The organism is Shewanella sp. UCD-FRSSP16_17 (genome assembly GCF_001675935.1).
Lineage (GTDB): Bacteria > Pseudomonadota > Gammaproteobacteria > Enterobacterales > Shewanellaceae > Shewanella > Shewanella japonica.
The window spans coordinates 305,461-325,342 of record NZ_LZFV01000046.1; the positions used below are offsets into that span (position 1 = coordinate 305,461).

A 19,882-nucleotide genomic window follows, 5' to 3' on the forward strand; every position below is an offset into this window, starting at 1 on the left:
ACTCAACAACCACTTAAAATATTATAAATTGTAAACAAATAATAAGTTTTGCGGCTTTGTTTCAAGCTTGTTAACAAGGCTGTGCTAACAAAAATTAAACAGCCTTGAATGTTACTATAACGTTACAACTGAATGAGTTAAAAAAACTCCAATATACAACATAACGTTAAAAAAAATGCATATGAAATAGTATTTTATTTGGTTTATTGTAGGTGAAACCAGATATTTTTCTATCTCTTAGTAAAAAATTATTGAGATTGTAAAATCCATTCATCATTCGATAGCATCTCACGCCACCAAGCCTGTGTTTTTTGCGGTGAGGCGACATTAACCGGCTCTCCGAAAACGGGAGTAATCACTGACACATTGGCCTGTTCGCCTAAGTCGCTAATCCACTCTAAAGGTTCAAACCAATCATGTAGCGCCAAGTCAAAGGTGCCATTATGAATTGGCATCAACACACTGCTTTCAAATTCAGAACCATTTAAATCAATATGCGCCTGCAGGCTTTGTTCAGGCATCATGTGGATCTGACTCCACATTTCATTATAGGCGCCAGTTTCAATCATCGTGATATCAAAAGGCCCATAACGTTCTCCAATTTCTTTAAAACCTGAAAAATATCCGCCATCACCACTGAAAAATAGATTGCTGTTAGTACCTTTAATAACCCAACTTGCCCACAGCGTTGTATCACGATCACGTAATCCACGACCTGAAAAATGCTGTGCAGGTGTTGCCGCTAAGGTTAACTCTCCAATAGTGAGCTCTTGCCACCAAGAAAGCTGACTGACTTTACTCGGCTCAACACCCCATTCAATTAAATAATCGCCAACCTTTTCTGGCGTGACAAAATGCTCCACTTTATCGCTTAATTCGGTAATGGCTGATTTATCAAGGTGATCATAATGATCATGACTAAAGATAACCGCTTTGATTGGCGGTAATTGCTCAATACTGATCGGCGATTGATGAAAACGCTTAGGCCCAGCCCATTGTACTGGCGAAGCACGCTGACTGAATACGGGGTCTAACAGGATATAGTCACCATCAAGACGAATAAGTATCGTTGAATGACCTAGACGAAAGAGCTGATCTTCATTACTAAAGCTTAAACTCGTTGCCGTTATCGGTTGTACAGGTACGTCAACCACAGGAGCTGGGTGTAAACGTTTGGTGGTCATGTAGCTTTTAGCGATATTCCAAATATCACTGAAGCCTGATTGGTATTGAATATCGGTATTTTCAAATTTAACAGCGTCAGTTTTATCAGCTGCAAAAAATGATTTAATTGAAAAAGCCATCACCAATACCCCCACCAAAATCAAAAAATATTTCATTGTAAAACCCAAAAGTAAACTGCACGGTGCAGTTTATTAAAATATGATTGAAAAGTAAACTACCCAGTGTAGAATGTCTCGAGATTTACATTACGAGTAAAAACCATGCCGACTGAAAAAATGACTTTGAGCCAAAAAAAACGTGCTGCCATCATCAACGCAGCCAAAGTGACCTTCACTGAATTTGGTGTTGCAGCAACCAGTATGGACAAGCTGGCCGAAGTTGCCGGCGTGTCTAAGCGCACGGTTTACAATCACTTTGCCACGAAAGAAGCGATTGTTATGAACTTAATGGCTGATCTATGGGACCGCTCTTTCAAACATAATGTTGCAGAATACCAAAGCAATACACCTTTGCTTGAGCAGTTATCGGAAGTGGTATTTAAAGAAATCAATTTTATCAGTAGCCATGAATACATAGAGCTGACACGCATGGCTATTGGGCATTTTTTCTATACTCCAGAGTCCATGAACCAAGAGTTTCAACGTGTTAAAAAGCAAGAAAGCGCCACAATGCGCTGGATAAGAGCAGCCATGGCCGACAAAAAGATTTCAGTCACTAATGAGGAATTGGCGCTACAGCAAATACATAGCTTGATTAAAGGAAGTTGTTTTTGGCCTCAAGTCATGCAATTTTCTGACAGACTTAACCATGATGAGCAGCAAGAAATAGCCAATGAAGTCGCCAAGATGTTTTTGTGTCGCTATCAAAACGTATCAACTTAGCCCGTCGTTAGACGCGATTGTCACCCACTCCTAATGAAATGATACGGCTGATTTGAGCTTGGCTTAAGCCAGACTCTTGTTGCCAATGGTTAAACGCAGCTTGCGCCTGTCTTAGCGCAGTTTGCGAGGTAAACCCTGCATCAACGACCTTGTTGGCTTTTAAATAAGATTGCACATCATTGGTCAATAAAAAGGTATCTTTACCAACCGTGCGCAAAAAATAAGGCCCAGTATTACCACCCAAGCGACTGCCTTTTTTCTTCAGCACTTGCCAAAGCCCAGTAATGTCATCTTCTGGCCAGTTAGCAATAAACTCAGCAAAGCTGCCATGCTCTGCTGCCAATTGTTGCACCATATAAGCATTATCAACAATGGATTGGGTTTTCTTTTGATGACGGATAAGCGTGGCATCTGTGGCACGCTCTTGAATTTGATCAGGAGACAACATTAACACTTTAAAAGGCTCAAAGTTAAAGAAGGCGTCTTCATAAGCAGGCCATTTATTCTCAACCACTCGCCATACAAAGCCACTTTGAAACACTTGCTTGCTCATTGCAGATAACAATTGGGCATCGGTAAATTGTCCAATCTCATCAGCATCTAATGTTTGCGGCATTAATAAGCCTAGCGCTTTAGCACCACCTTTACGTTCGGCTGCGCGGTCAAAAATATCGCTAAACTTCTCTAATGTGGCCACTTGGGTTACCTACTCAGTACATTATTATCTTTGGATATAATAACGTTTACGAAGCTAAACTCAATTTAGGAGCAAGGTTTTGGTCTTTCTTAACTTGTAAAAATTCTTTCCACTTAACCAGCTCCGGAGGCATAGCGGGTGTCGGCCCTTCATAGCCCGCTGCAGCAACTAAATCAGTAATCGGAACTTGTTTACCCTTACAAATAAACACGCCACGTACATGCATGATGCAATGTAAGCCTCTTGCGGTAACAAAGCGTTGTTCAATATAAAAATATTTCTCATCCCACCCAACAATCCGAGTTTCGATTTCAAATTTTTCCATCGGTTTGATATCACGGAAAAAAGTAAACTCTGATGCATTCACAATGGGCAACCATTTCAGCTTCAGAAATTTCTGCATTAGACCCATTTCTGCAATCATATGAGTACGAGCAAGATCCATAAACGCAGGATAACGAGAGTTGGTTAAATGCATATTGATGTCGCAATCTAGCGGCAATGCACGGTAACTAATACGGCTGGTATCTAAAAAACCAATTTTTTTAGCTTGGCGATTACGCCACAACATCAACCAAATGAGACGAAAATATAAATTCATATACTGCTTACTCCTTATGAACGCATCAGGCTAACAGAGGTCATACCAGCTATCAAGTCCACTCACTAAATTAACAAATCATTAAATAGAACAACTTATACGAAAATGTCTCCGCCAAAGTTCAGCCACCTTGATGATAAAAATATTTATGAACTCTGAGTGCCTTATCACTTTTTAAATCCAAACTTTTGGCTTACCATGACGGCGCTGTTTAGCACATAGGGTGTTAAGCAGATTATTTTAATTCTCAGGGCGGGGCGAAATTCCCCACCGGCGGTGATGTTAACTTACCTTTATGTAATCTTAACTAAGCCCGCGAGCGCTCGATTCGTCGAGGTCAGCAGATTTGGTGATGTAGATGTAATGTCTACGATTCCAAAGCCGACGGTTATAGTCCGGATGAGAGAGAATAGAAATACGCCAGTGAGCATTGTGCTTGCTGGTGTATTTCGGTTGGCGTAAAAACCCTCTTTAAAGCCCTGATTCTGGTATTTTTTAGGAGTTAACCATGAATCAGCTATCACTACTTTCGCCATTTGGCGATCCTATCGAACGTGTCGAAAAAGCCTTATCTGCTTTACGAGAAGGTAACGGCGTATTATTGCTAGATGATGAAGATCGCGAAAATGAAGGCGATATTATTTATTCAGCAGAGCACCTCACCAGTCAACAAATGGCATTGATGATCCGTGAATGCAGCGGCATTGTGTGTTTATGTTTAACTGATGAGCAAGCCAACAAGCTAGAACTGCCGCCAATGGTGGCGGATAACAATAGCGCTAATCAAACGGCTTTTACCGTATCCATTGAAGCTAAAGAAGGCGTGACCACGGGCGTTTCAGCTCAAGACCGCGTGACAACAGTTAAAACTGCCACGGCAGCTGACGCTAAAGCATCTGATTTGGCTCGCCCAGGACATGTGTTCCCACTTCGTGCACGTGCTGGCGGCGTTATGTCACGTCGCGGTCACACTGAAGGTACGGTAGATTTAATGCAAATGGCAGGGCTACAACCAGCTGGCGTACTATGCGAAGTCACTAACGAAGATGGCACTATGGCAAAAGCCCCTGAAATAGTCGCCTTCGGCCTTAAGCATAATATGCCAGTACTGACGATTGAAGATATGGTGATGTATCGTCAGCAATATGAATTGAAACTGGCGTAAGCTTATATCGATAGTATATCGACAATAAAGCGACTGTTATCAGTCGCTTTTTTATAATCTAAATCTGAGTTCAACCCTGCATTACAAATCAATATATAACTGAGTCAGTAATGTTTTGACTTGCTCATCATCATTTTCAAACTGAATACCAACATTCACTTTGCCATGCTCAAACCGGCTATTGCACACCTTGGCAGAAATATAAATATCTTCGTTATTGGTATTACGAATGGTAACTGTGATGTCTTTTTGGCTCACTTTCACTTTAGGGTTGTCAGCTTTAAAGACGAAACCGCAACCTTTTATAGAAATATCAGAAATAATACCTCTTAGCTGAGAACCATGAGCGGTGTCGTTTTCACCTTTGGCTTGAATCATTGCAGGCAAATGGGTGGTATAACGTTGATGGGTGCGTAACTGACGGTTTTCTATCTGCTTAGGGTACGACAGAAAAATAAACTTTTCTGGAATTTTAGTGATATTGCGAATAATCGATTTAAATGCATAACATTCGCCTTGCTGACCTTCTAGCAAGTAACGAACAACCACACCATTACCTTCAACGAACACATCTTTATAATTGTTCATTTGCTGCGGAGCAGGATGTTTTAAAATGATATATTTACCCAATTCATAGCCTACCAAAGTGGCTTTAATTCTGAATTTGACTGGGAAATCAATTTGTAAATCTACGGTTCTGCCCGGAGTTAAGGTGAAGAATACTGGCTCTTCTGGAGATGCTTGCTCTGTCAAAGTACGAGTCCGTTCAATTTATGCTATCGATAACATAGTAATGTAACTTTACTGAATTAATAAGTTCATCAGCAAAATTAATTGACCTAAGTAGCATAAAGACAAAAAAGGCACCCTTGAGGTGCCTTTTATCATTTAATTTTTGCGGTGCCTAAACAATCACTTATAACAGTGTGCTTGTTTATTTCTCACAAGATTACGTATTAATGCCTGAATGACGTAATAGCGCATCAGTATTTGGCTCACGCCCCATAAAGCGCACAAATAAGGTCATAGGCTCTTCACTGCCCCCCATTTCAAGGATGTTGTTAAGGAAACTTTTGCCTGTTTCTGGGTTAAAGATCCCTTCATCTTCGAAACGAGAAAATGCATCTGCTGATAACACTTCTGCCCATTTATAGCTGTAGTAACCAGCTGCATAGCCACCAGCAAAAATGTGTGCAAAACCATGTTGGAAACGGTTAAAAGCAGGCGGTACATTCACTGCAACTTGGCTACGAACTTCATCTAAGATACCTTGAATATCAGCGCCTTTCTCAGCATCAAACTCATGATGCATTCTAAAATCAAACAACGAAAACTCTAACTGACGAAGCATCATCATGCCTGACTGGAAATTCTTAGCCGCTAGCATCTTGTCTAATAAGGCTTTAGGCAAAGGCTCGCCCGTTTCAAAATGACCCGAGATCTCAGCTAATGCCTCTTCTTGCCAGCACCAGTTTTCCATAAATTGACTTGGTAACTCTACGGCATCCCAAGGCACACCGTTAATCCCAGCAACACCACCGACTTCAATTTTAGTCAACATGTGGTGAATACCATGGCCAAATTCATGGAATAGGGTTGTCACTTCATCATGAGTAAAGAGTGCTGGTTTGCCATCAACTGGACCATTGAAGTTACAGGTTAAGTAGGCAACTGGCTTTTGCAGACCATTGCTTGTTACACGGCGGCCACGGCAATCATCCATCCATGCCCCACCTCGTTTACCCGTGCGCGCATATAAATCTAAGTAGAAGCTACCACGATGCACGTTATCCGCATCATAAATATGGAAGAAACGCACATCATCATGCCACTTATCAAAACCATGTTGCTCTTCAATGGTTAAACCAAATAAGCGTGACACAGTGTAGAACAAACCTGATAAGACCTTGTCTTCTGGGAAGTATGGACGTAATAACTCTTGTGACACTTCAWACTTATGCTGTTGTAGCTTTTCAGCATAAAAACTCAAGTCCCACGACGCCATCTCTGTCACGTCAAACTCTGCTTTAGCAAAGGCTTTAAGCTCTGCTAGCTCGGCTTTACCTTGCTCTTTTGAACGCAAGGCTAATTCATTTAAAAACGATAATACTTGGCTAGGATCATTCGCCATTTTAGTTGCTAAAGATTTATCAGCATAGCTATCAAAACCTAGTAGGTTAGCAAGCTCATGACGCAGCGCTAGGATTTCGTCCATGTTAGCACTGTTATCAAACTCGCCCGCATTCGGGCCTTGATCTGACGCTCGAGTGACAAATGCACGGTAGCACTCTTCACGTAGCTCACGGTTTTCACTGTAGGTCATCACGGGTAAGTAAGATGGGAAATCTAGCGTAAATAACCAACCTTGTTTTTCTTGCGCTTCAGCCATCGCCTTGGCCGCTGCAATCGCAGAGTCTGGTAAGCCTGCTAGCTCAGTTTCATCAGTAATCAATTTAGTCCACGCTTGTGTGGCATCTAATAACTGATTAGAAAAACTGCTAGTCAGTTCAGAAAGGCGTTTTACAATTTCGCCATATCGGATTTTTTGCTGTTCATCGAGTCCAATGCCCGACAACTCAAAATCACGAAGGCTTTGAGTTAATAATGTTTTTTGTGCCGTAGACAGCGTATCAAACGCCGCCGACTCTTGAATGGATTTGTAGGCTTGATACAAGCCTTGGTGCTGGCCAACAAACGTACCGTATTCAGACAATAACGGCAGACAAGCATCATGAGCTTCACGCCATTCATCAGTGCTGGTCACAGAATTCATGTGTGATACAGGCGACCAAATTTTACTGAGCTGATCGTCCACTTCTTCTAATGGCTCAATTAAGTTTTCCCATGAATATGTGCTGTTTTCAGCTAAGACTTCATCAATTTTACTGCGACATTGAGCAATAGCATGTTCTACAGCTGGTTGAATGTGCTCCGCTTTAATTTTCGAAAACTGCGGAAGCTCGCTCTGCTCGAGTAAAGGATTATCTAGCAATGTATTGCTCATAGGTGATTCCTCGGGGAAATAGGGTAATTGTGGCCTTTACCCATTAATAAGGGCAACAAGCTTTAAATTCAAGTCTATAGCAGTTTTGAGCTCACCGATTTGGTATTGTCTATACACTAAACACGTATATTAAAATAAGCTTAAAAAATGTGAGTAAACACCCAGATTTTTTTACGCAAACTTTACACTGAAGATATTGACAACTCGATCGCAAATCTAACTCGTTATCATTTCCCAAAAATGTTTTTCAGGTATTCTCCTTTATTGAATATATGACTTTGAGAAAGGTTGTCGAAATGCGAACTAAATTATCCCCTTTATTAGTGACAACGCTAAGCCTGATATCAACATACCTAACCACATCGTTTCATGCCCATGCCGAAGACCTTAGTTTTGGCGTTGCTTTAGGTTGGGATTCAAAATACATCTCGGAAGGGCGCAACAACCTAGAAAGTGGTGGCATATATTCTGGTGCTGCTGCAGTATCAACAGGTGATTTAACAGCATATGCAGCTGTAATCAGAGGCGATTCAACGCATTACATTGAATATAATTGGGGGCTTGAGTATGAACTTCACCTCCATGACAATCTAGAAACCATTATAGGTTATCAACGTCTTGAGTTTTACGGCGATGAACGCGCTAACGACAACGAGTTGTTTGCTGAGATGACTTATACCGCCGTTGAATGGTTAGTCCCTTCTGTTGCTTATACCTATTCAACGCAAGCTGGCGGCTACTTTGTTGAAGTGAGCCTTCATAGCCCTTGGCAACTCAGCGAGCGATTTACTGTCACGCCATATATTACCCAAGGATTTGATTTTCAATATGCAACTGAAGAGCATAATGGGGCAAACCATTTCCAAATGGGAATTGAAGCCAATTATGAAATTTCAGATAACCTTGCTCTTAGTGCTCAATTCAGCCATGTCATCGCTATGGATGATATTAAACAAGAGGCCAAAGCCGAAGGTTATACAGGGAGTTTAGACGAAAGCTTTGGCGGCATTTACTTAACTTGGCACTTTTAATTATCAGTAATACCTAAAGTGCCTGACACTTAACTCAGACTAAAACATCTCTGTGTTTGGCAAATCCCCCTATTCCCTTCTAAGCTAAATGAGTCGTACCACACGATGTGGTACTCGTTTAACTAAAGCAAAGGAATGCTGATGAAACACACTCTGGGATCATATCGCCTATTATGCTATTGGTTTATCCGCCAATTTCCCCATCATATTCATATACTGGTTACCCCTTTTATTATCACTGTATTGCTATTGTTTAGTCTTCAAACGCAAGCAAGTGATTTAACCCAGCTGCGTCAATCAAAAAATATCAATCAACAAAACCCCACAAATGCGCTTCCCATTGGCAGCGTGCTAGACAGCCAAGGTCAACCCATCGCCATACCACAGTCACAAAGTGCGCTTGAATATGCTGCAGATGAAATGCAGTTAGATAGAGCGGACACCATAAAAGTGTCATCAAACCCAGTTTCAATGCGCGATGCCTCTGCTGCCAAGGCTTCTCCCAAGATGGTGGTTGCCAACGACCCGAGCTGCCGCTGGTTGGCTAATCGCATCAAACAATTATCAACACAGCTCAAGCACAATAAAGATGCCAGCTATTTGCAAACAGAATTATCCCATCGACAAGATGAGTGGCAATGTATGGACTGCCAAGGTTCAGGCCCAGCTCAAGGCCAACAGGCTGAATGTCAATATCGCCGATAAACCTAGTACTTGGTCATACTGAGTGAGCGTACTTGAATTAATAATGCGTTACTTTCTCAAGTTTAAGCACCATTGATTGAGCGTTTGCAGGTACAGTGTCAGCTTTTCGCTGCAATAAATTAGCCGACTTTACGGTCTTAGAAACTAGCTTGTGATGACATTCCCCCCTACAATGGCTGCAATAAAAATTGTCAAACTCACATAAACGCTTAATAAAAGTCAGGTTGCCGTATTAGCAATCTGATTCAAGTATCAATAATAGAGAGGGTTAACATGGCTCAACATTATGACTATATCTGCCTTGGTGCAGGTAGTGGTGGTATCGCTTCAGGTAATCGCGCGGCAATGCGTGGCGCAAAAGTTTTAGTTATTGAAGCAAAACATGTTGGCGGAACATGCGTCAACGTGGGTTGTGTACCGAAAAAAGTCATGTGGTATGGCGCTCATGTTGCTGAATCCATGCATTTATACGCCAAAGATTACGGTTTTGACGTTACAGTGAACGACTTTAATTGGAATACGTTAGTCGATAACCGTGAAGCCTATATTGGCCGTATTCATGAGGCATATGGCCGCGGATTTGCCAGTAATAATGTCACCCTATTGAACGGTTACGGTAAGTTTGTTGACGGTAATACCATTGAAGTCAATGGCGAGCATTACACGGCTGATCATATCCTTATCGCCACTGGTGGTGCGCCAACTATTCCAAATATTCCTGGCGCTGAATACGGTATTGATTCAGATGGCTTCTTTGCATTACGTGAGCAACCTAAACGTGTTGCTGTTGTGGGTGCAGGCTACATTGCCGTTGAGCTTGCTGGCGTATTACATGCACTCGGTAGCGAAACCCATTTATTAGTACGTAAACATGCTCCACTACGTAATTTTGATCCTATTTTGACCGACACGCTTGTAGAAGCGATGGCGACAGATGGCCCAACCCTGCACACTCACAGCATTCCAAAAGCTGTGGTTAAAAATGCAGATGACAGCCTAACCCTTGAACTTGAAAATGGTGAAAGCATCACTGTTGATAGCTTAATTTGGGCTATTGGGCGCTCTCCTTCTACAGGAAACATTGGCCTTGAAAACACTGATGTGAAACTGAATGACAAAGGCTACGTGGTCACTGATGAGCAACAAAATACGACAGCAAAAGGTATTTATTGTGTCGGTGACATCATGGAAGGCGGTGTTGAATTAACACCAGTTGCCGTTAAAGCGGGTCGCTTATTATCAGAGCGTTTATTTGGTAATATGCCAAACGCTAAAATGGACTACAGTGTTATTCCAACTGTTGTTTTCAGTCACCCACCAATTGGTACTATGGGGTTAACTGAACCAGAAGCTGTTGAACAGTTCGGCGAAGACAACATTAAAGTGTATACCTCTGGTTTTACTTCAATGTACACCGCTATTACAGCTCACCGACAAGCGTGTAAAATGAAGCTGATTTGCGCAGGTGAAAATGAAGTGGTTGTTGGTATTCACGGCATTGGTTTTGGTATGGATGAAATCCTCCAAGGCTTTGGTGTTGCCATGAAAATGGGCGCAACAAAAGCAGACTTTGATGCAGTTGTAGCAATTCACCCAACTGGCGCAGAAGAGTTTGTTACTATGTAGATCTTTTTCTGGAAAACTAAACTGTAGTTTTTGATACTCTGGAAAAATTGTAATACCCTCATTAAATAGCTTACTTTTAATGAGGGTAAATTTTATGGCATACGTTGTTGTTTCATCTTCAATTAGTGTTCCACGTATACACCCCAAGTCCTCATTAAATAAGCCTATAGAGTTAGATGGTTTCCCAACTTTCTACAGTGCAGACAATCAATACCTGCTTCCAGTAAACCTATGGTTCAACTACCTAGTTAATATCCGAAGATCTAAGAACCTAAACTCAGCAGTGAGAGCAATAAAGCGATATTGGGCATTTCTAGAAGAACATGATCTAGATTGGGATGTATTTCCGCCAAGTAAGTTTCTTAGACCAACTTACCGCTTCAGGAATGATGACTTGTTAGCTAAAGCTAGAAGTGGCGATATACAATTCTCAACTGCATCTCTATACATGCTGCATGTTATTAAGTTCTATGAATGGTGCATAGCAAACAGAATGTTGCTCATAGACGAAAGATCTAAACCTTTTGAATATGAGATGATCCAAGTTCGTAACAGAGGAATGATGAACCACTTAAATCCCCATTTTGTGGTGACTAGTACTGACTTGCGTATCAAAGTTCCTAAGAAAAGTGAAATTCAATCTCTTAATCCATTAACTAAAATTGAAGTTGAATTGTATGCTAAGGAGCTCTCCGCATTTGGCATTGAGTTTGTAATCCAGCAACTTCTACAGATCCATTCAGGCCTACGAATAGAGGAAGCATGCACTTTTCCTCTTTCATTAGCTTTAGAAGCATACAGCCAGAATACAAATATCGAAGTAACTATTGGTCCAAGCAATGGTGTAAAAACCAAGTATGGAAAAGAACGCAAAGTTGAACTATCAAGTAGGCTAGCAGCAATGATGAACTCATATGCCAACTCGATACGTAGGCAGAAAAGACTAAAAGGAAAACAAAGCCCATACCTCCTTGTCACAAAAAATGGAACGCCATTTTCATCTAACAATGTCCATCAGTCTTTTCGTAGGTTAAAACTAAAAATTCAAAGCCAAAACAAAATTTTGTTCAAGCATAAAACCCATGATCTCAGAGCTTCATACTGCACATATAGACTTGCATCATTGCTAGAAAATGGACTTCAAAAAGATGCTGTCACTCAAATGATGGCATGGATGGGGCATAACAATGAAGCCACCTTGTGGAAGTATGTAGATTTCCTCGAACGAGATAACAACATTCAAAAAGCTGTCAGTTTGCTAGACCAAATACTGGAAGAGGCTGTATATGAGTGAACGAGCCCCAATAGATGGAATCGTCATGAAGTTAAAAGTTGGTATAGCCAAATATCAATATTTTGATTTTAATCGCTACCGGTACTTTAACGTTCCAAATAAATCAGCGCTAGCTAAAGGCCACTTTGCTGATAGAGATGAAATCGTTGTACGTTGGTTTAGGGTATTAAACAATAGTCATGACCAGTCCGACAATACAAAACATGGTTACGTTAACGACTTGGCTAAGTATGTTCGTTTTGCTGATCTCCATAAATTACAGCTTGAATCTAAAGAGACAGCATCACGATGGGAACAAAATCTCATTGAGAAAGTTAGATTAGGAAGCATGCATGTAAATACTGCCAGAAAGCTCAATAGCTCAATCAAGTGCTTGTTCAAATTACTGGAGCTACCGGTTAAAAAATGGTTTTCATCACGCGGCCTATTTCGTAGTGAAGTAAATCCAACTGAAGGATACTCAGATAAGGAACTTAAAACACTTCTCAGGTTACTCCACCCATTATTTCGCCAACTTCATCGCCAAATAATGGAAGCACCAGAAGTACACATAAATGCGCAACCAAGAGAGCATACGGCTATAGTCAGTCTCCAAGGAAAAAAGATTGAAGTCGCTGGCGCCCTAACGAAATGCTTTGCGCTTGGATACTTTCTCATGTCTTATTTTACATGGGGAAATATGACGACCTTACTTAAAATGAAGAAGTTTAATGAGGAGAACCTAAGTAAAGGACTCGTTTATTCTCAAAGTGTTTTTAAATCCAGAGCAAACAAATATGTCACCATCTCCATTGGTGATAACAACACTCAGCATGTACCTAAGCACGCCCTATCATTTATAGAAAAATTGTTGCAATTAAGCAGAGTAGTCAATTCAAGCGACGATCATCTATTTTTTCAAGTCAGCAGAGGAAGAGCTGCTCCGGTAGAACCATCTCATTTGCGCTCTGTTACCAATTGGCTTTTGGAGTGTTTTAACCCTTTAGATGAAAGAAACCAGCCATTACGTCCATTAGCTAAAAGGTTTCGAGTATCTGGCAGCGCACGCTATCTAGATGTCACTGGTGATAATGTTGGTACAGCTTTCTTAATGGGAAATACTCCACAAACACTTAGTCGTCACTACACCAAAGGCAGTCCGATTGAAAATCAAAAACAATTGCAAGCCGCAGCACATACTATGGAAGCAATGGTTAAATGCTCAGATTTATCTGAATCCAAAGAATATGCAAAAAAGCAGCTTGATGTCGAAGTATTACCACATGAAGCATTCTTAGAGAAATACTCTCGAGTAAACAATAAGCCTCAAACAACAGTAATCGGTTCCGGTTGTAAAAAGCCATTTGGACCTGAAGCCGATATCTATCGTAAAAAAATGAATTTCAGCCCTAAAACACTAGATGTAGATCATCTAGCTTGCTCCGATATTCTCAAGTGTTTTAGTTGCCCAAACCAAGTCATCATAGAAGAAGTTGAGGATATTTGGTGCTTACTTAGCTTCAAAGAAGCAGTTAATGAGTCAATCCGTGATCATCTAAATAGCACTCAATTCGTTAGGAACTTCAAAGATCTAATAGACAAAATAGACTTCGCTATATTTTCAGTAGATCCCGCAGTAAGACGCAAAGCAACTAAAAAATTAAAGAGAGAAGGTCGTCATCCGATCTGGCCAGAAGGTATCAATTACTTGTTTTAAGGAGAGAAATGAGAATCTTACTAAACCTACCAGGAGAGGTATTACAAGAAAACTTAGATGGCTTGCAGAATGTAATAGAGCTCTACGAGAGTAACGATCTCCACGGGCTTTCATCTATACCTGTAACCAAAGATCATATTGGTGCCAATAAGAGCTATTTCGCAGATGATGAATGGGACATGACTGCATATGTTGATAAAAAAATAACAAACAAATTCAAACTGTTTTTTACTGAAATCAGTTCAGATAAACTTGTAAATGAATTCAAGCTCATTTGCTTCTCATGGATGTATACACCTGCGGCACAGAGAAGAAATGCGCCATTAAAACCAACATCTTTAATTGCTCTTCATAGTAGGCTAACTCAGGTTTATAAATTTCTCGACAAAATGAAGTGGGATAGCATAGCAACCTTATCACATCCCGTTTCATTCTATGAATTCTGTAACCATATCGAAGAACAAAAATACAGTCTTGGTAGTGCCGAACATTCCTTTTCGGTGCTGAAAAAAGTTGAATTATCCTATGAGTATTTGCCCATTTATTTGACTTTACCAACAGATCAAACCTCATTGGCATTAGCAAAAGAGTACTGCTGCCCTAATAAAAATAAAGCAGATCAATTTTACGCTATACCAGCGGGACTAATGGAAAAAATTTACGGTAGAGCAATTAACTATATTGAGGAGCTTCACCCTCACAAAGAGCTTCTCAGTGAATTATCTACAGAGCTGAAAAGAAATTATGAACTAGGCAAACTTTTTGTCGATAAAAAAATTGACTCCGGAACTTGGAACTGGATACACAAAGATTCACCAAATTATAGAGTTGAAGTCAGTAAGCACCGACCTCAACAATATCAATCAATAATAAAGTCCTTCCTAACTGGAACACCTTTAGAAAAGTATATCCTCAATAATGTTAACAAATTCACAGCTTGGCTCATTAAAATCCAAACAGCTTGTTATATCGCTTGTGCAGCATTTACAGGTATGCGTAAAAGTGAGCTTTATGGGCTGCATGGTGACAGCTTTATAAGACGTGAATTTAATGGAAAAACAATTTATAGCGTACAGTCTTTCCAACACAAAATGACGCAGAGCAGAGGCCAGAAAACAGAATGGGTAACCTCACCGATAACTAAAAAAGCAATCGAATTAGCAGAAGCACTATCACGGGATATGAGAAACCAATTGCTTAGCAGTGATAACCTTATGAAGAACCAAGAAGCTAGTTGTCTTTGGTTAATTCAATCTAACAAGCAAAAACTGCCAAATATTAGGTTTGAGGGTAACCTCCGCTTTCATTTCAATGCTTTAGCTACAGAGGCTGGTGCAATTGTTGACAATAAATCCCTAAAAGAATTTAAATTGATTAATCCTAATCGCAACCCTCTGAATGCAGATAAACGAATCCAAGTAGGAAAAATCTGGCCAATAACAAGTCATCAGTTTAGACGAACTTTTGCTGTTTTTGTAAGACGCCATAACTTGTGCTCAGTTGTCGCAGTTAAAGATCAATTCAAGCACTTAGATATACCTACAACAGACTGGTATGGAGAAGGAAGTTCTGCTGCGCACCTTCAGGGAATAGATTCAGACAGAGAGCTTAAAAATCTAATACTCAACGTAGCCAACGAGATTACCACCGATACTTTTTACAAATGGTATAACTCTAGCGAAGTACTTTATGGAAAAAGAGGCCTAGAGATTTTAAAGGAGCGAGCTAGTATTCCAAAAGATTTAAAATCTTGGAAGCAAATTAACGAACATGTAAAAGCAGGTAGGTTAACTTTAGTTGGAACGCTTCACTCATATTGCCTTGCTGGCTATGATTGCAGGATGGATAAAGTCACTTCCCCAGCAAACTGCTTTAAGTGTGAAAACCAGTTAATTGACGAAGATAAAGCTCAAAGCTGGATCGAAAGACACAAATGGGTCTCTGATCAAGTACTCTATTTGGACAGTGTTGGCAGCTTAACATCTTCAATGTTTAGCCATTACATTACTCAAATTAGGGCAGCTGAAAAGGTAATGCACTTCTTTAAAATTCCTCATGACAAATTTGACTCAAAAGGTAACAACTATGAGTAAAGCACAAGTCACCCTTACAAACCTTGAAGAAGCCTTAAACCGCATTTTAACGAAGCAAACTCGAGTAATACCTTCAACTCAAAAACTATCGGTAAAGGCTGTCGAAGAAGAAGCTGGACTTGGCGATGGTTCGGCTTACTACTACAAAGATTTCGTTAAAAAAGTTAAGGATTGCGCGGTAAAAAATTCGCCGAGAGCTAATGTTCAGAATGCGTACGAAGAAAAAATAGCTAATTTACGAGAACGCCTGAACAACGAAACTCGCCTAAAGGAAAAGTACCGAAATCAAGTGAATGAATTGAAAACACAGCTAGCAAATATGGCAAGTCAACATAATGAGCTCGCTCTTACAATTCAGCAATACCAGTACCAAGTTGCTGAGTTAGAGACGAGCAACGCTCTTTCGATTAAACGCTAAATACTGATACCAGAAGGCAACTCCATTTATTGATTTTAGCGTAGTAAAGTCCATTACTAGATTGCGTCTAAATATGTTTAAGATACGGAGCTGTCGGCGCAAGAGATGTTAACCTGTTTATCTCATTTCTATAAAGCTACAGAGTTTCTATTAATTTGTGACTCGGTTCAGTGCATCGTTACGCTTAACTCAAGGATATTTAGAGAAAAATTCAATGCCAATAAAACAACCAAACAAGATATACAGATATCGTAGTTTCAGTGAGTTAACAATGGATTCACTATGCCTAGACCAATTATATTTCGCACCTCCGAGCACATTTAATGATCCGATGGACTGCCAACCAACGGTTGCTACAGACTCAAACAGGCAGGAGCTTCGAGCTACTTTGGATGAACTTATAAAGCGACGAGTAAAATCGGAATCTTTAGCATCATTAAAAAAAGCTAAGCTGGATGGAGAAAAAGCGCACAACCATAGTAACGAACTTGCCCGTGATACAGCTGCACGAGCCTTGGCCAACATTGCCTATAATGCAACAGACCCTGAGTATGAAAACTACAACATGTCAGTAGAAGAAGTTGAATGTAATATTTTAACTAGCAACATCCAATCTGAACTGTTGAAACAATACGATAAGGGAGTTTGCTGCTTTTCTTCTGTACCAGATTGCTCTTTGCTCTGGAGCCATTATGGTGACCAACATCGAGGATTATGCATTGGATACTCATTAGATAGAACCCCTAAACCGCTTTTACACAAAGTCAATTATGACGACAATCGAACTTTGTACACTAGCTTGATTTCAAGAGCTATGCTTCAAAACGATACAATGGCCAAGAAAGAGCTAGATGAAAATGTACTATTGAGAAAAGCATCCCCATGGAAGTACGAATCGGAATGGAGGCTTTTTGACAATGTAGGTTTAAACGATTCACCACTGGCAATGGTTGACATCACTTTTGGGCTACGCTGCCCTTCATCAATTATTCATATCGTTATAAAAGCACTTGAAAATAGAGCCAGCAATATCAACTTTTATCTCATGCGTCAGGTACGGGGCAGCTATACACTAAGCAGAGTAGAAGTAGAGCCGAACGAGTATAGAATTGCTTATCCTAAAGTTGCTCGTTCTGGCATAGAGATATTTGGCTCTGTAAAACAATCGATTCCGTAAATCATGAAAGCTTTAACAGCTGTTTCAACTTTACCCATAACTTTATAATAAATGAGTCCTTTTCGTTTTTTTGGTTACTATTAAAATACTGGTTTTTATGTTTTTTATCTGCCTCTCGACCAGCTTCGATTTGCTTTTTACTCCATGAGCTGCACCAATCCACCCGATCGTTACGGATAAAATAGTGGGAGCGGCAGGGAAATGACCAGTTACCTATAGAAGGACTAAGAGAAACTGAATCACCATTGAAAAAAAGCTTCCAGTCCGTTGGAGAAAAAGGAGTCACAACAACACTACCACAACCGCAGGCACACTTGTGCATAGCGGTTGCGTAATGCATTGAGATATAGAGTATTCCATGCTCTATATCCTCAGGAATAAACTCAACAAACTTATGCTGCATGATCTTCATCCGTTAACATGTCGACGTTAATGGTATAAACACTATGGTGTTCTTGGTTAAGGTCTTGATAGAAACCTGAGAGCTTTTTCCACTTAATCACCGCTAGGCTAGCATTTAAGGCGTTCAGCTCTGCAATCTGAATATTGGTTGAGTAGGCCGCATCCTCAGCATCTTCAAATGATACCTTAGAATCTGTATGCGAATGCTGCTTCGAACTGCTAGCGGTGGTTCTTACCATACCAATCAATTGCTCATTAACGGCTTCAACACCTATACCCACATCTACAAAAGCAATGCTGTTGTTGAAAAGGTAATTAAAGATCTCTCGCTTGATTTCACCTTTATCGATACTGATAAAAACAAAGTCAAAATCCTGCAACGCTTGAATATTGTTTGGGGTGATATTGTAGGCATTAGCAAAGATCCCTTTGCGCATGTTGGAGTACAGTGCTTTTAGGTAGTCTACTTTCTTGGGTATTGCATCGAGTACGTGCTGTGGAGCAGCACCTGGTGAGCGAAATGCGTTGTGCTGAATGAAATCATCGCCATCGAACAGATGAATTTCCTTAACAGGACTCTTGGCCACAAGATCTAAAATATAGGCACCCGTGCCTCCCAATCCAATAACTGCGATTTTTTGGTGCTCCAGCTTATGGTTGATCATGCCAATACCTGCACGGCTGGAATTAGTATCCGCATACCTAAATACACTATCTTCCTCTTCCAATTGAGGTACTAGAAAGGTCTGCGCAGTGCAGCTAGGCTCAAGTGCCTTTGCCGGATGACTGAGCATCTCAACATAGCGTGTCATTTTATGGTGATAGTCACTATATCCGCCAGACGGTTTGTTCGAGAAAGAATGCTGTACGGACAAGTTAGGAGCTAACTTCTGTGTTTGACTGACATGTCGCAAAGCATTTAATGGTTGGCCATGTTTATCACACGGAAACTCACCATCAAATAAGGCTATATGAGTGCTTGGCTGAATAGCTCTGTTACCAGATAGCGTTAACTCAGAAATTAAGCGCCCGTAGGCCACTTTACCATGAGCGTTAACATATGGAACATGTGAAACCACTAGATGGTTAGCAAGAATAGAGAGCTCGTAGCCCTCCTCCTGTAGCTTTTTAAGATCCGAACTATGATTTATCAGTTGCTGTAACATTGATGATTACTCCTGATTTGATTTTGATAACTTCACCTGCAACCAGAGTTCCTTCTGGCTTATTCCCCACAGCCTTTTTATAGGTCATGGTGTAAATGGTGTTATCTCCTGGCTTAATGTGACTGAATGCCAATAAAACAATGTCTTCAAAGCTCAATTTCTTCGAAGTAACCGTTTTTTGTTGACCATTAATGATGATCAGGAACTCCTTCTCTTCTTCAGGCTCATCTTTGGTTAGATCAACAATGATTGCATCAGGCGCATTTTTCATAACAGAGCTAATACCGTTCTCCATAGCTTGGCGACGGGTATAGGTTTCACTGCTACCGATGATTTCACCATTGCCTGCTTTTAAGTTGAAGTAGTGCTCCCCGTTTCTTGCTTCAAGTCGCTCATAGCGTTCATCGTGCTGGGAATTTTCCTTTACTGACTCAATGCCGTTTTGGCAGCTACTTTTGGTGGTATAGCCTTCGCTATCAAGGATGATCTCCCAATTTCCAGCTGCCTTTAGTCGGAAGTAGTACTGATCATTTTTACTGCTTTGAAAAATTTCAAACTTACCGTTCATAAACTGTTTCCTCTATGTGTTTCACAAGTATCGATTCACAAAATAAAATGAACAGGTTGCCAAGTTACCGCTCATTTTTATTTGTGAACGGTTGTAGGTTACATGATAAGTCGAAACAACGTCAAGTCATTTTTTTTTATGAACGGGTGAGGAGTTATCTGAGCCGCAAGCTT

The 19,882-nt window shown here is 40.5% G+C and carries 18 protein-coding genes and 1 riboswitch; of the genes, 10 read left to right on the top strand and 8 right to left on the bottom strand.

The features are described from left to right. Positions 1 to 248: 248 nt before the first annotated feature. Positions 249 to 1,340 (bottom strand): MBL fold metallo-hydrolase, encoded by a 1,092-nt coding sequence (locus A9267_RS18475; protein WP_065110247.1) that lies wholly within the window; start codon positions 1,338 to 1,340, stop codon positions 249 to 251. A 105-nt stretch (positions 1,341 to 1,445) separates the two neighbouring features. Between A9267_RS18475 and A9267_RS18480 the strand changes: the two genes are divergently transcribed. Then, positions 1,446 to 2,066, top strand: coding sequence for a TetR/AcrR family transcriptional regulator (locus A9267_RS18480; protein WP_065110248.1), 621 nt, complete (start codon positions 1,446 to 1,448; stop codon positions 2,064 to 2,066). Between the two features lie 7 nt (positions 2,067 to 2,073). Here the strand turns inward: A9267_RS18480 and A9267_RS18485 are convergent, their stop codons facing one another. Together A9267_RS18485 and A9267_RS18490 are read right to left on the bottom strand one after the other, a co-directional pair. After that, positions 2,074 to 2,763 (bottom strand): DNA-3-methyladenine glycosylase I, encoded by a 690-nt coding sequence (locus tag A9267_RS18485; protein WP_065110249.1) that lies wholly within the window; start codon positions 2,761 to 2,763, stop codon positions 2,074 to 2,076. 46 nt (positions 2,764 to 2,809) lie between these two features. Then, on the bottom strand, positions 2,810 to 3,364 hold the full coding sequence (locus tag A9267_RS18490) for a thioesterase family protein (RefSeq protein ID WP_055026398.1): 555 nt from the start codon (positions 3,362 to 3,364) through the stop codon (positions 2,810 to 2,812). Positions 3,365 to 3,603: 239 nt separating this feature from the next. Beyond that, a riboswitch (FMN riboswitch) is annotated at positions 3,604 to 3,779 on the top strand. 93 nt (positions 3,780 to 3,872) lie between these two features. Here A9267_RS18490 and ribB point away from each other — a divergent pair. Further along, the gene (ribB, locus tag A9267_RS18495) at positions 3,873 to 4,529 is read left to right on the top strand and encodes a 3,4-dihydroxy-2-butanone-4-phosphate synthase (protein ID WP_055026400.1); all 657 of its coding nucleotides are present in this window, start codon (positions 3,873 to 3,875) and stop codon (positions 4,527 to 4,529) included. Between the two features lie 81 nt (positions 4,530 to 4,610). On the opposite strand, the gene A9267_RS18500 is transcribed toward ribB, so the two are convergent. Both A9267_RS18500 and prlC read right to left on the bottom strand, forming a co-directional pair. Continuing rightward, a complete protein-coding gene (locus tag A9267_RS18500) occupies positions 4,611 to 5,282 on the bottom strand; it encodes a flagellar brake protein (protein ID WP_082972452.1) in 672 nt (223 codons plus the stop codon). 196 nt (positions 5,283 to 5,478) lie between these two features. Then, positions 5,479 to 7,533, bottom strand: a complete 2,055-nt coding sequence (prlC, locus tag A9267_RS18505; protein ID WP_065110251.1) for an oligopeptidase A — start codon at positions 7,531 to 7,533, stop codon at positions 5,479 to 5,481. A 296-nt stretch (positions 7,534 to 7,829) separates the two neighbouring features. On the opposite strand from prlC, the gene A9267_RS18510 reads away from it, so the two are divergent. From A9267_RS18510 to A9267_RS18545, 8 genes are all read left to right on the top strand, one after another. After that, positions 7,830 to 8,564: a hypothetical protein gene (locus tag A9267_RS18510; RefSeq protein ID WP_156669198.1), complete on the top strand. Its 735-nt coding sequence runs from the start codon at positions 7,830 to 7,832 to the stop codon at positions 8,562 to 8,564. A gap of 141 nt (positions 8,565 to 8,705) precedes the next feature. Beyond that, positions 8,706 to 9,269, top strand: a complete 564-nt coding sequence (locus A9267_RS18515; RefSeq protein ID WP_065110253.1) for a hypothetical protein — start codon at positions 8,706 to 8,708, stop codon at positions 9,267 to 9,269. 273 nt (positions 9,270 to 9,542) lie between these two features. Then, positions 9,543 to 10,895, top strand: a complete 1,353-nt coding sequence (gene gorA, locus A9267_RS18520; protein WP_065110254.1) for a glutathione-disulfide reductase — start codon at positions 9,543 to 9,545, stop codon at positions 10,893 to 10,895. 94 nt (positions 10,896 to 10,989) lie between these two features. Further along, positions 10,990 to 12,189: a site-specific integrase gene (locus A9267_RS18525; protein ID WP_065110255.1), complete on the top strand. Its 1,200-nt coding sequence runs from the start codon at positions 10,990 to 10,992 to the stop codon at positions 12,187 to 12,189. Between the two features lie 25 nt (positions 12,190 to 12,214). Beyond that, entirely contained in the window at positions 12,215 to 13,885 is a 1,671-nt protein-coding gene (locus A9267_RS18530) for a hypothetical protein (protein ID WP_231919213.1), read from the top strand. Between the two features lie 8 nt (positions 13,886 to 13,893). After that, complete coding sequence (locus A9267_RS18535; RefSeq protein ID WP_065110257.1) at positions 13,894 to 15,978, top strand: integrase; 2,085 nt, start codon at positions 13,894 to 13,896, stop codon at positions 15,976 to 15,978. Further along, a complete protein-coding gene (locus A9267_RS18540) occupies positions 15,971 to 16,396 on the top strand; it encodes a hypothetical protein (RefSeq protein WP_065110258.1) in 426 nt (141 codons plus the stop codon). Before A9267_RS18535 ends, A9267_RS18540 begins: the two co-directional genes overlap by 8 nt. Positions 16,397 to 16,667: 271 nt before the next feature. Beyond that, a complete protein-coding gene (locus tag A9267_RS18545; protein WP_197495562.1) occupies positions 16,668 to 17,573 on the top strand; it encodes a DUF2971 domain-containing protein in 906 nt (301 codons plus the stop codon). Between the two features lies 1 nt (position 17,574). Here A9267_RS18545 and A9267_RS18550 read toward each other — a convergent pair whose 3' ends face one another. The 3 genes from A9267_RS18550 to A9267_RS22285 are packed head-to-tail and all read right to left on the bottom strand — an operon-like array spanning position 17,575 to position 19,709. Further along, positions 17,575 to 17,976: a DUF6527 family protein gene (locus A9267_RS18550; RefSeq protein WP_197495563.1), complete on the bottom strand. Its 402-nt coding sequence runs from the start codon at positions 17,974 to 17,976 to the stop codon at positions 17,575 to 17,577. Then, on the bottom strand, positions 17,966 to 19,141 hold the full coding sequence (locus tag A9267_RS18555; RefSeq protein ID WP_065110261.1) for a ThiF family adenylyltransferase: 1,176 nt from the start codon (positions 19,139 to 19,141) through the stop codon (positions 17,966 to 17,968). Before A9267_RS18555 ends, A9267_RS18550 begins: the two co-directional genes overlap by 11 nt. Further along, complete coding sequence (locus A9267_RS22285) at positions 19,116 to 19,709, bottom strand: multiubiquitin domain-containing protein (protein WP_065110262.1); 594 nt, start codon at positions 19,707 to 19,709, stop codon at positions 19,116 to 19,118. The genes A9267_RS18555 and A9267_RS22285 overlap by 26 nt, the downstream gene beginning before the upstream one ends. Between the last annotated feature and the right edge of the window lie 173 nt (positions 19,710 to 19,882).

What these genes read in the sequence shown, in the direction of transcription:
- ribB (WP_055026400.1), top strand. Translation starts at nt 3,873, where the DNA reads ATGAATCAGCTATCACTACTTTCGCCATTTGGCGATCCTATCGAACGT.
- A9267_RS18540 (WP_065110258.1), top strand. Translation starts at nt 15,971, where the DNA reads ATGAGTAAAGCACAAGTCACCCTTACAAACCTTGAAGAAGCCTTAAAC.
- A9267_RS18535 (WP_065110257.1), top strand. Translation starts at nt 13,894, where the DNA reads ATGAGAATCTTACTAAACCTACCAGGAGAGGTATTACAAGAAAACTTA.
- gorA (WP_065110254.1), top strand. Translation starts at nt 9,543, where the DNA reads ATGGCTCAACATTATGACTATATCTGCCTTGGTGCAGGTAGTGGTGGT.
- A9267_RS18545 (WP_197495562.1), top strand. Translation starts at nt 16,668, where the DNA reads ATGGATTCACTATGCCTAGACCAATTATATTTCGCACCTCCGAGCACA.
- A9267_RS18475 (WP_065110247.1), bottom strand. Translation starts at nt 1,340, where the DNA reads ATGAAATATTTTTTGATTTTGGTGGGGGTATTGGTGATGGCTTTTTCA.
- A9267_RS18525 (WP_065110255.1), top strand. Translation starts at nt 10,990, where the DNA reads ATGGCATACGTTGTTGTTTCATCTTCAATTAGTGTTCCACGTATACAC.
- A9267_RS18490 (WP_055026398.1), bottom strand. Translation starts at nt 3,364, where the DNA reads ATGAATTTATATTTTCGTCTCATTTGGTTGATGTTGTGGCGTAATCGC.
- A9267_RS18530 (WP_231919213.1), top strand. Translation starts at nt 12,215, where the DNA reads ATGAAGTTAAAAGTTGGTATAGCCAAATATCAATATTTTGATTTTAAT.
- A9267_RS18555 (WP_065110261.1), bottom strand. Translation starts at nt 19,141, where the DNA reads ATGTTACAGCAACTGATAAATCATAGTTCGGATCTTAAAAAGCTACAG.
- A9267_RS18480 (WP_065110248.1), top strand. Translation starts at nt 1,446, where the DNA reads ATGCCGACTGAAAAAATGACTTTGAGCCAAAAAAAACGTGCTGCCATC.
- A9267_RS18550 (WP_197495563.1), bottom strand. Translation starts at nt 17,976, where the DNA reads ATGCAGCATAAGTTTGTTGAGTTTATTCCTGAGGATATAGAGCATGGA.
- A9267_RS22285 (WP_065110262.1), bottom strand. Translation starts at nt 19,709, where the DNA reads ATGAACGGTAAGTTTGAAATTTTTCAAAGCAGTAAAAATGATCAGTAC.
- A9267_RS18510 (WP_156669198.1), top strand. Translation starts at nt 7,830, where the DNA reads ATGCGAACTAAATTATCCCCTTTATTAGTGACAACGCTAAGCCTGATA.
- A9267_RS18515 (WP_065110253.1), top strand. Translation starts at nt 8,706, where the DNA reads ATGAAACACACTCTGGGATCATATCGCCTATTATGCTATTGGTTTATC.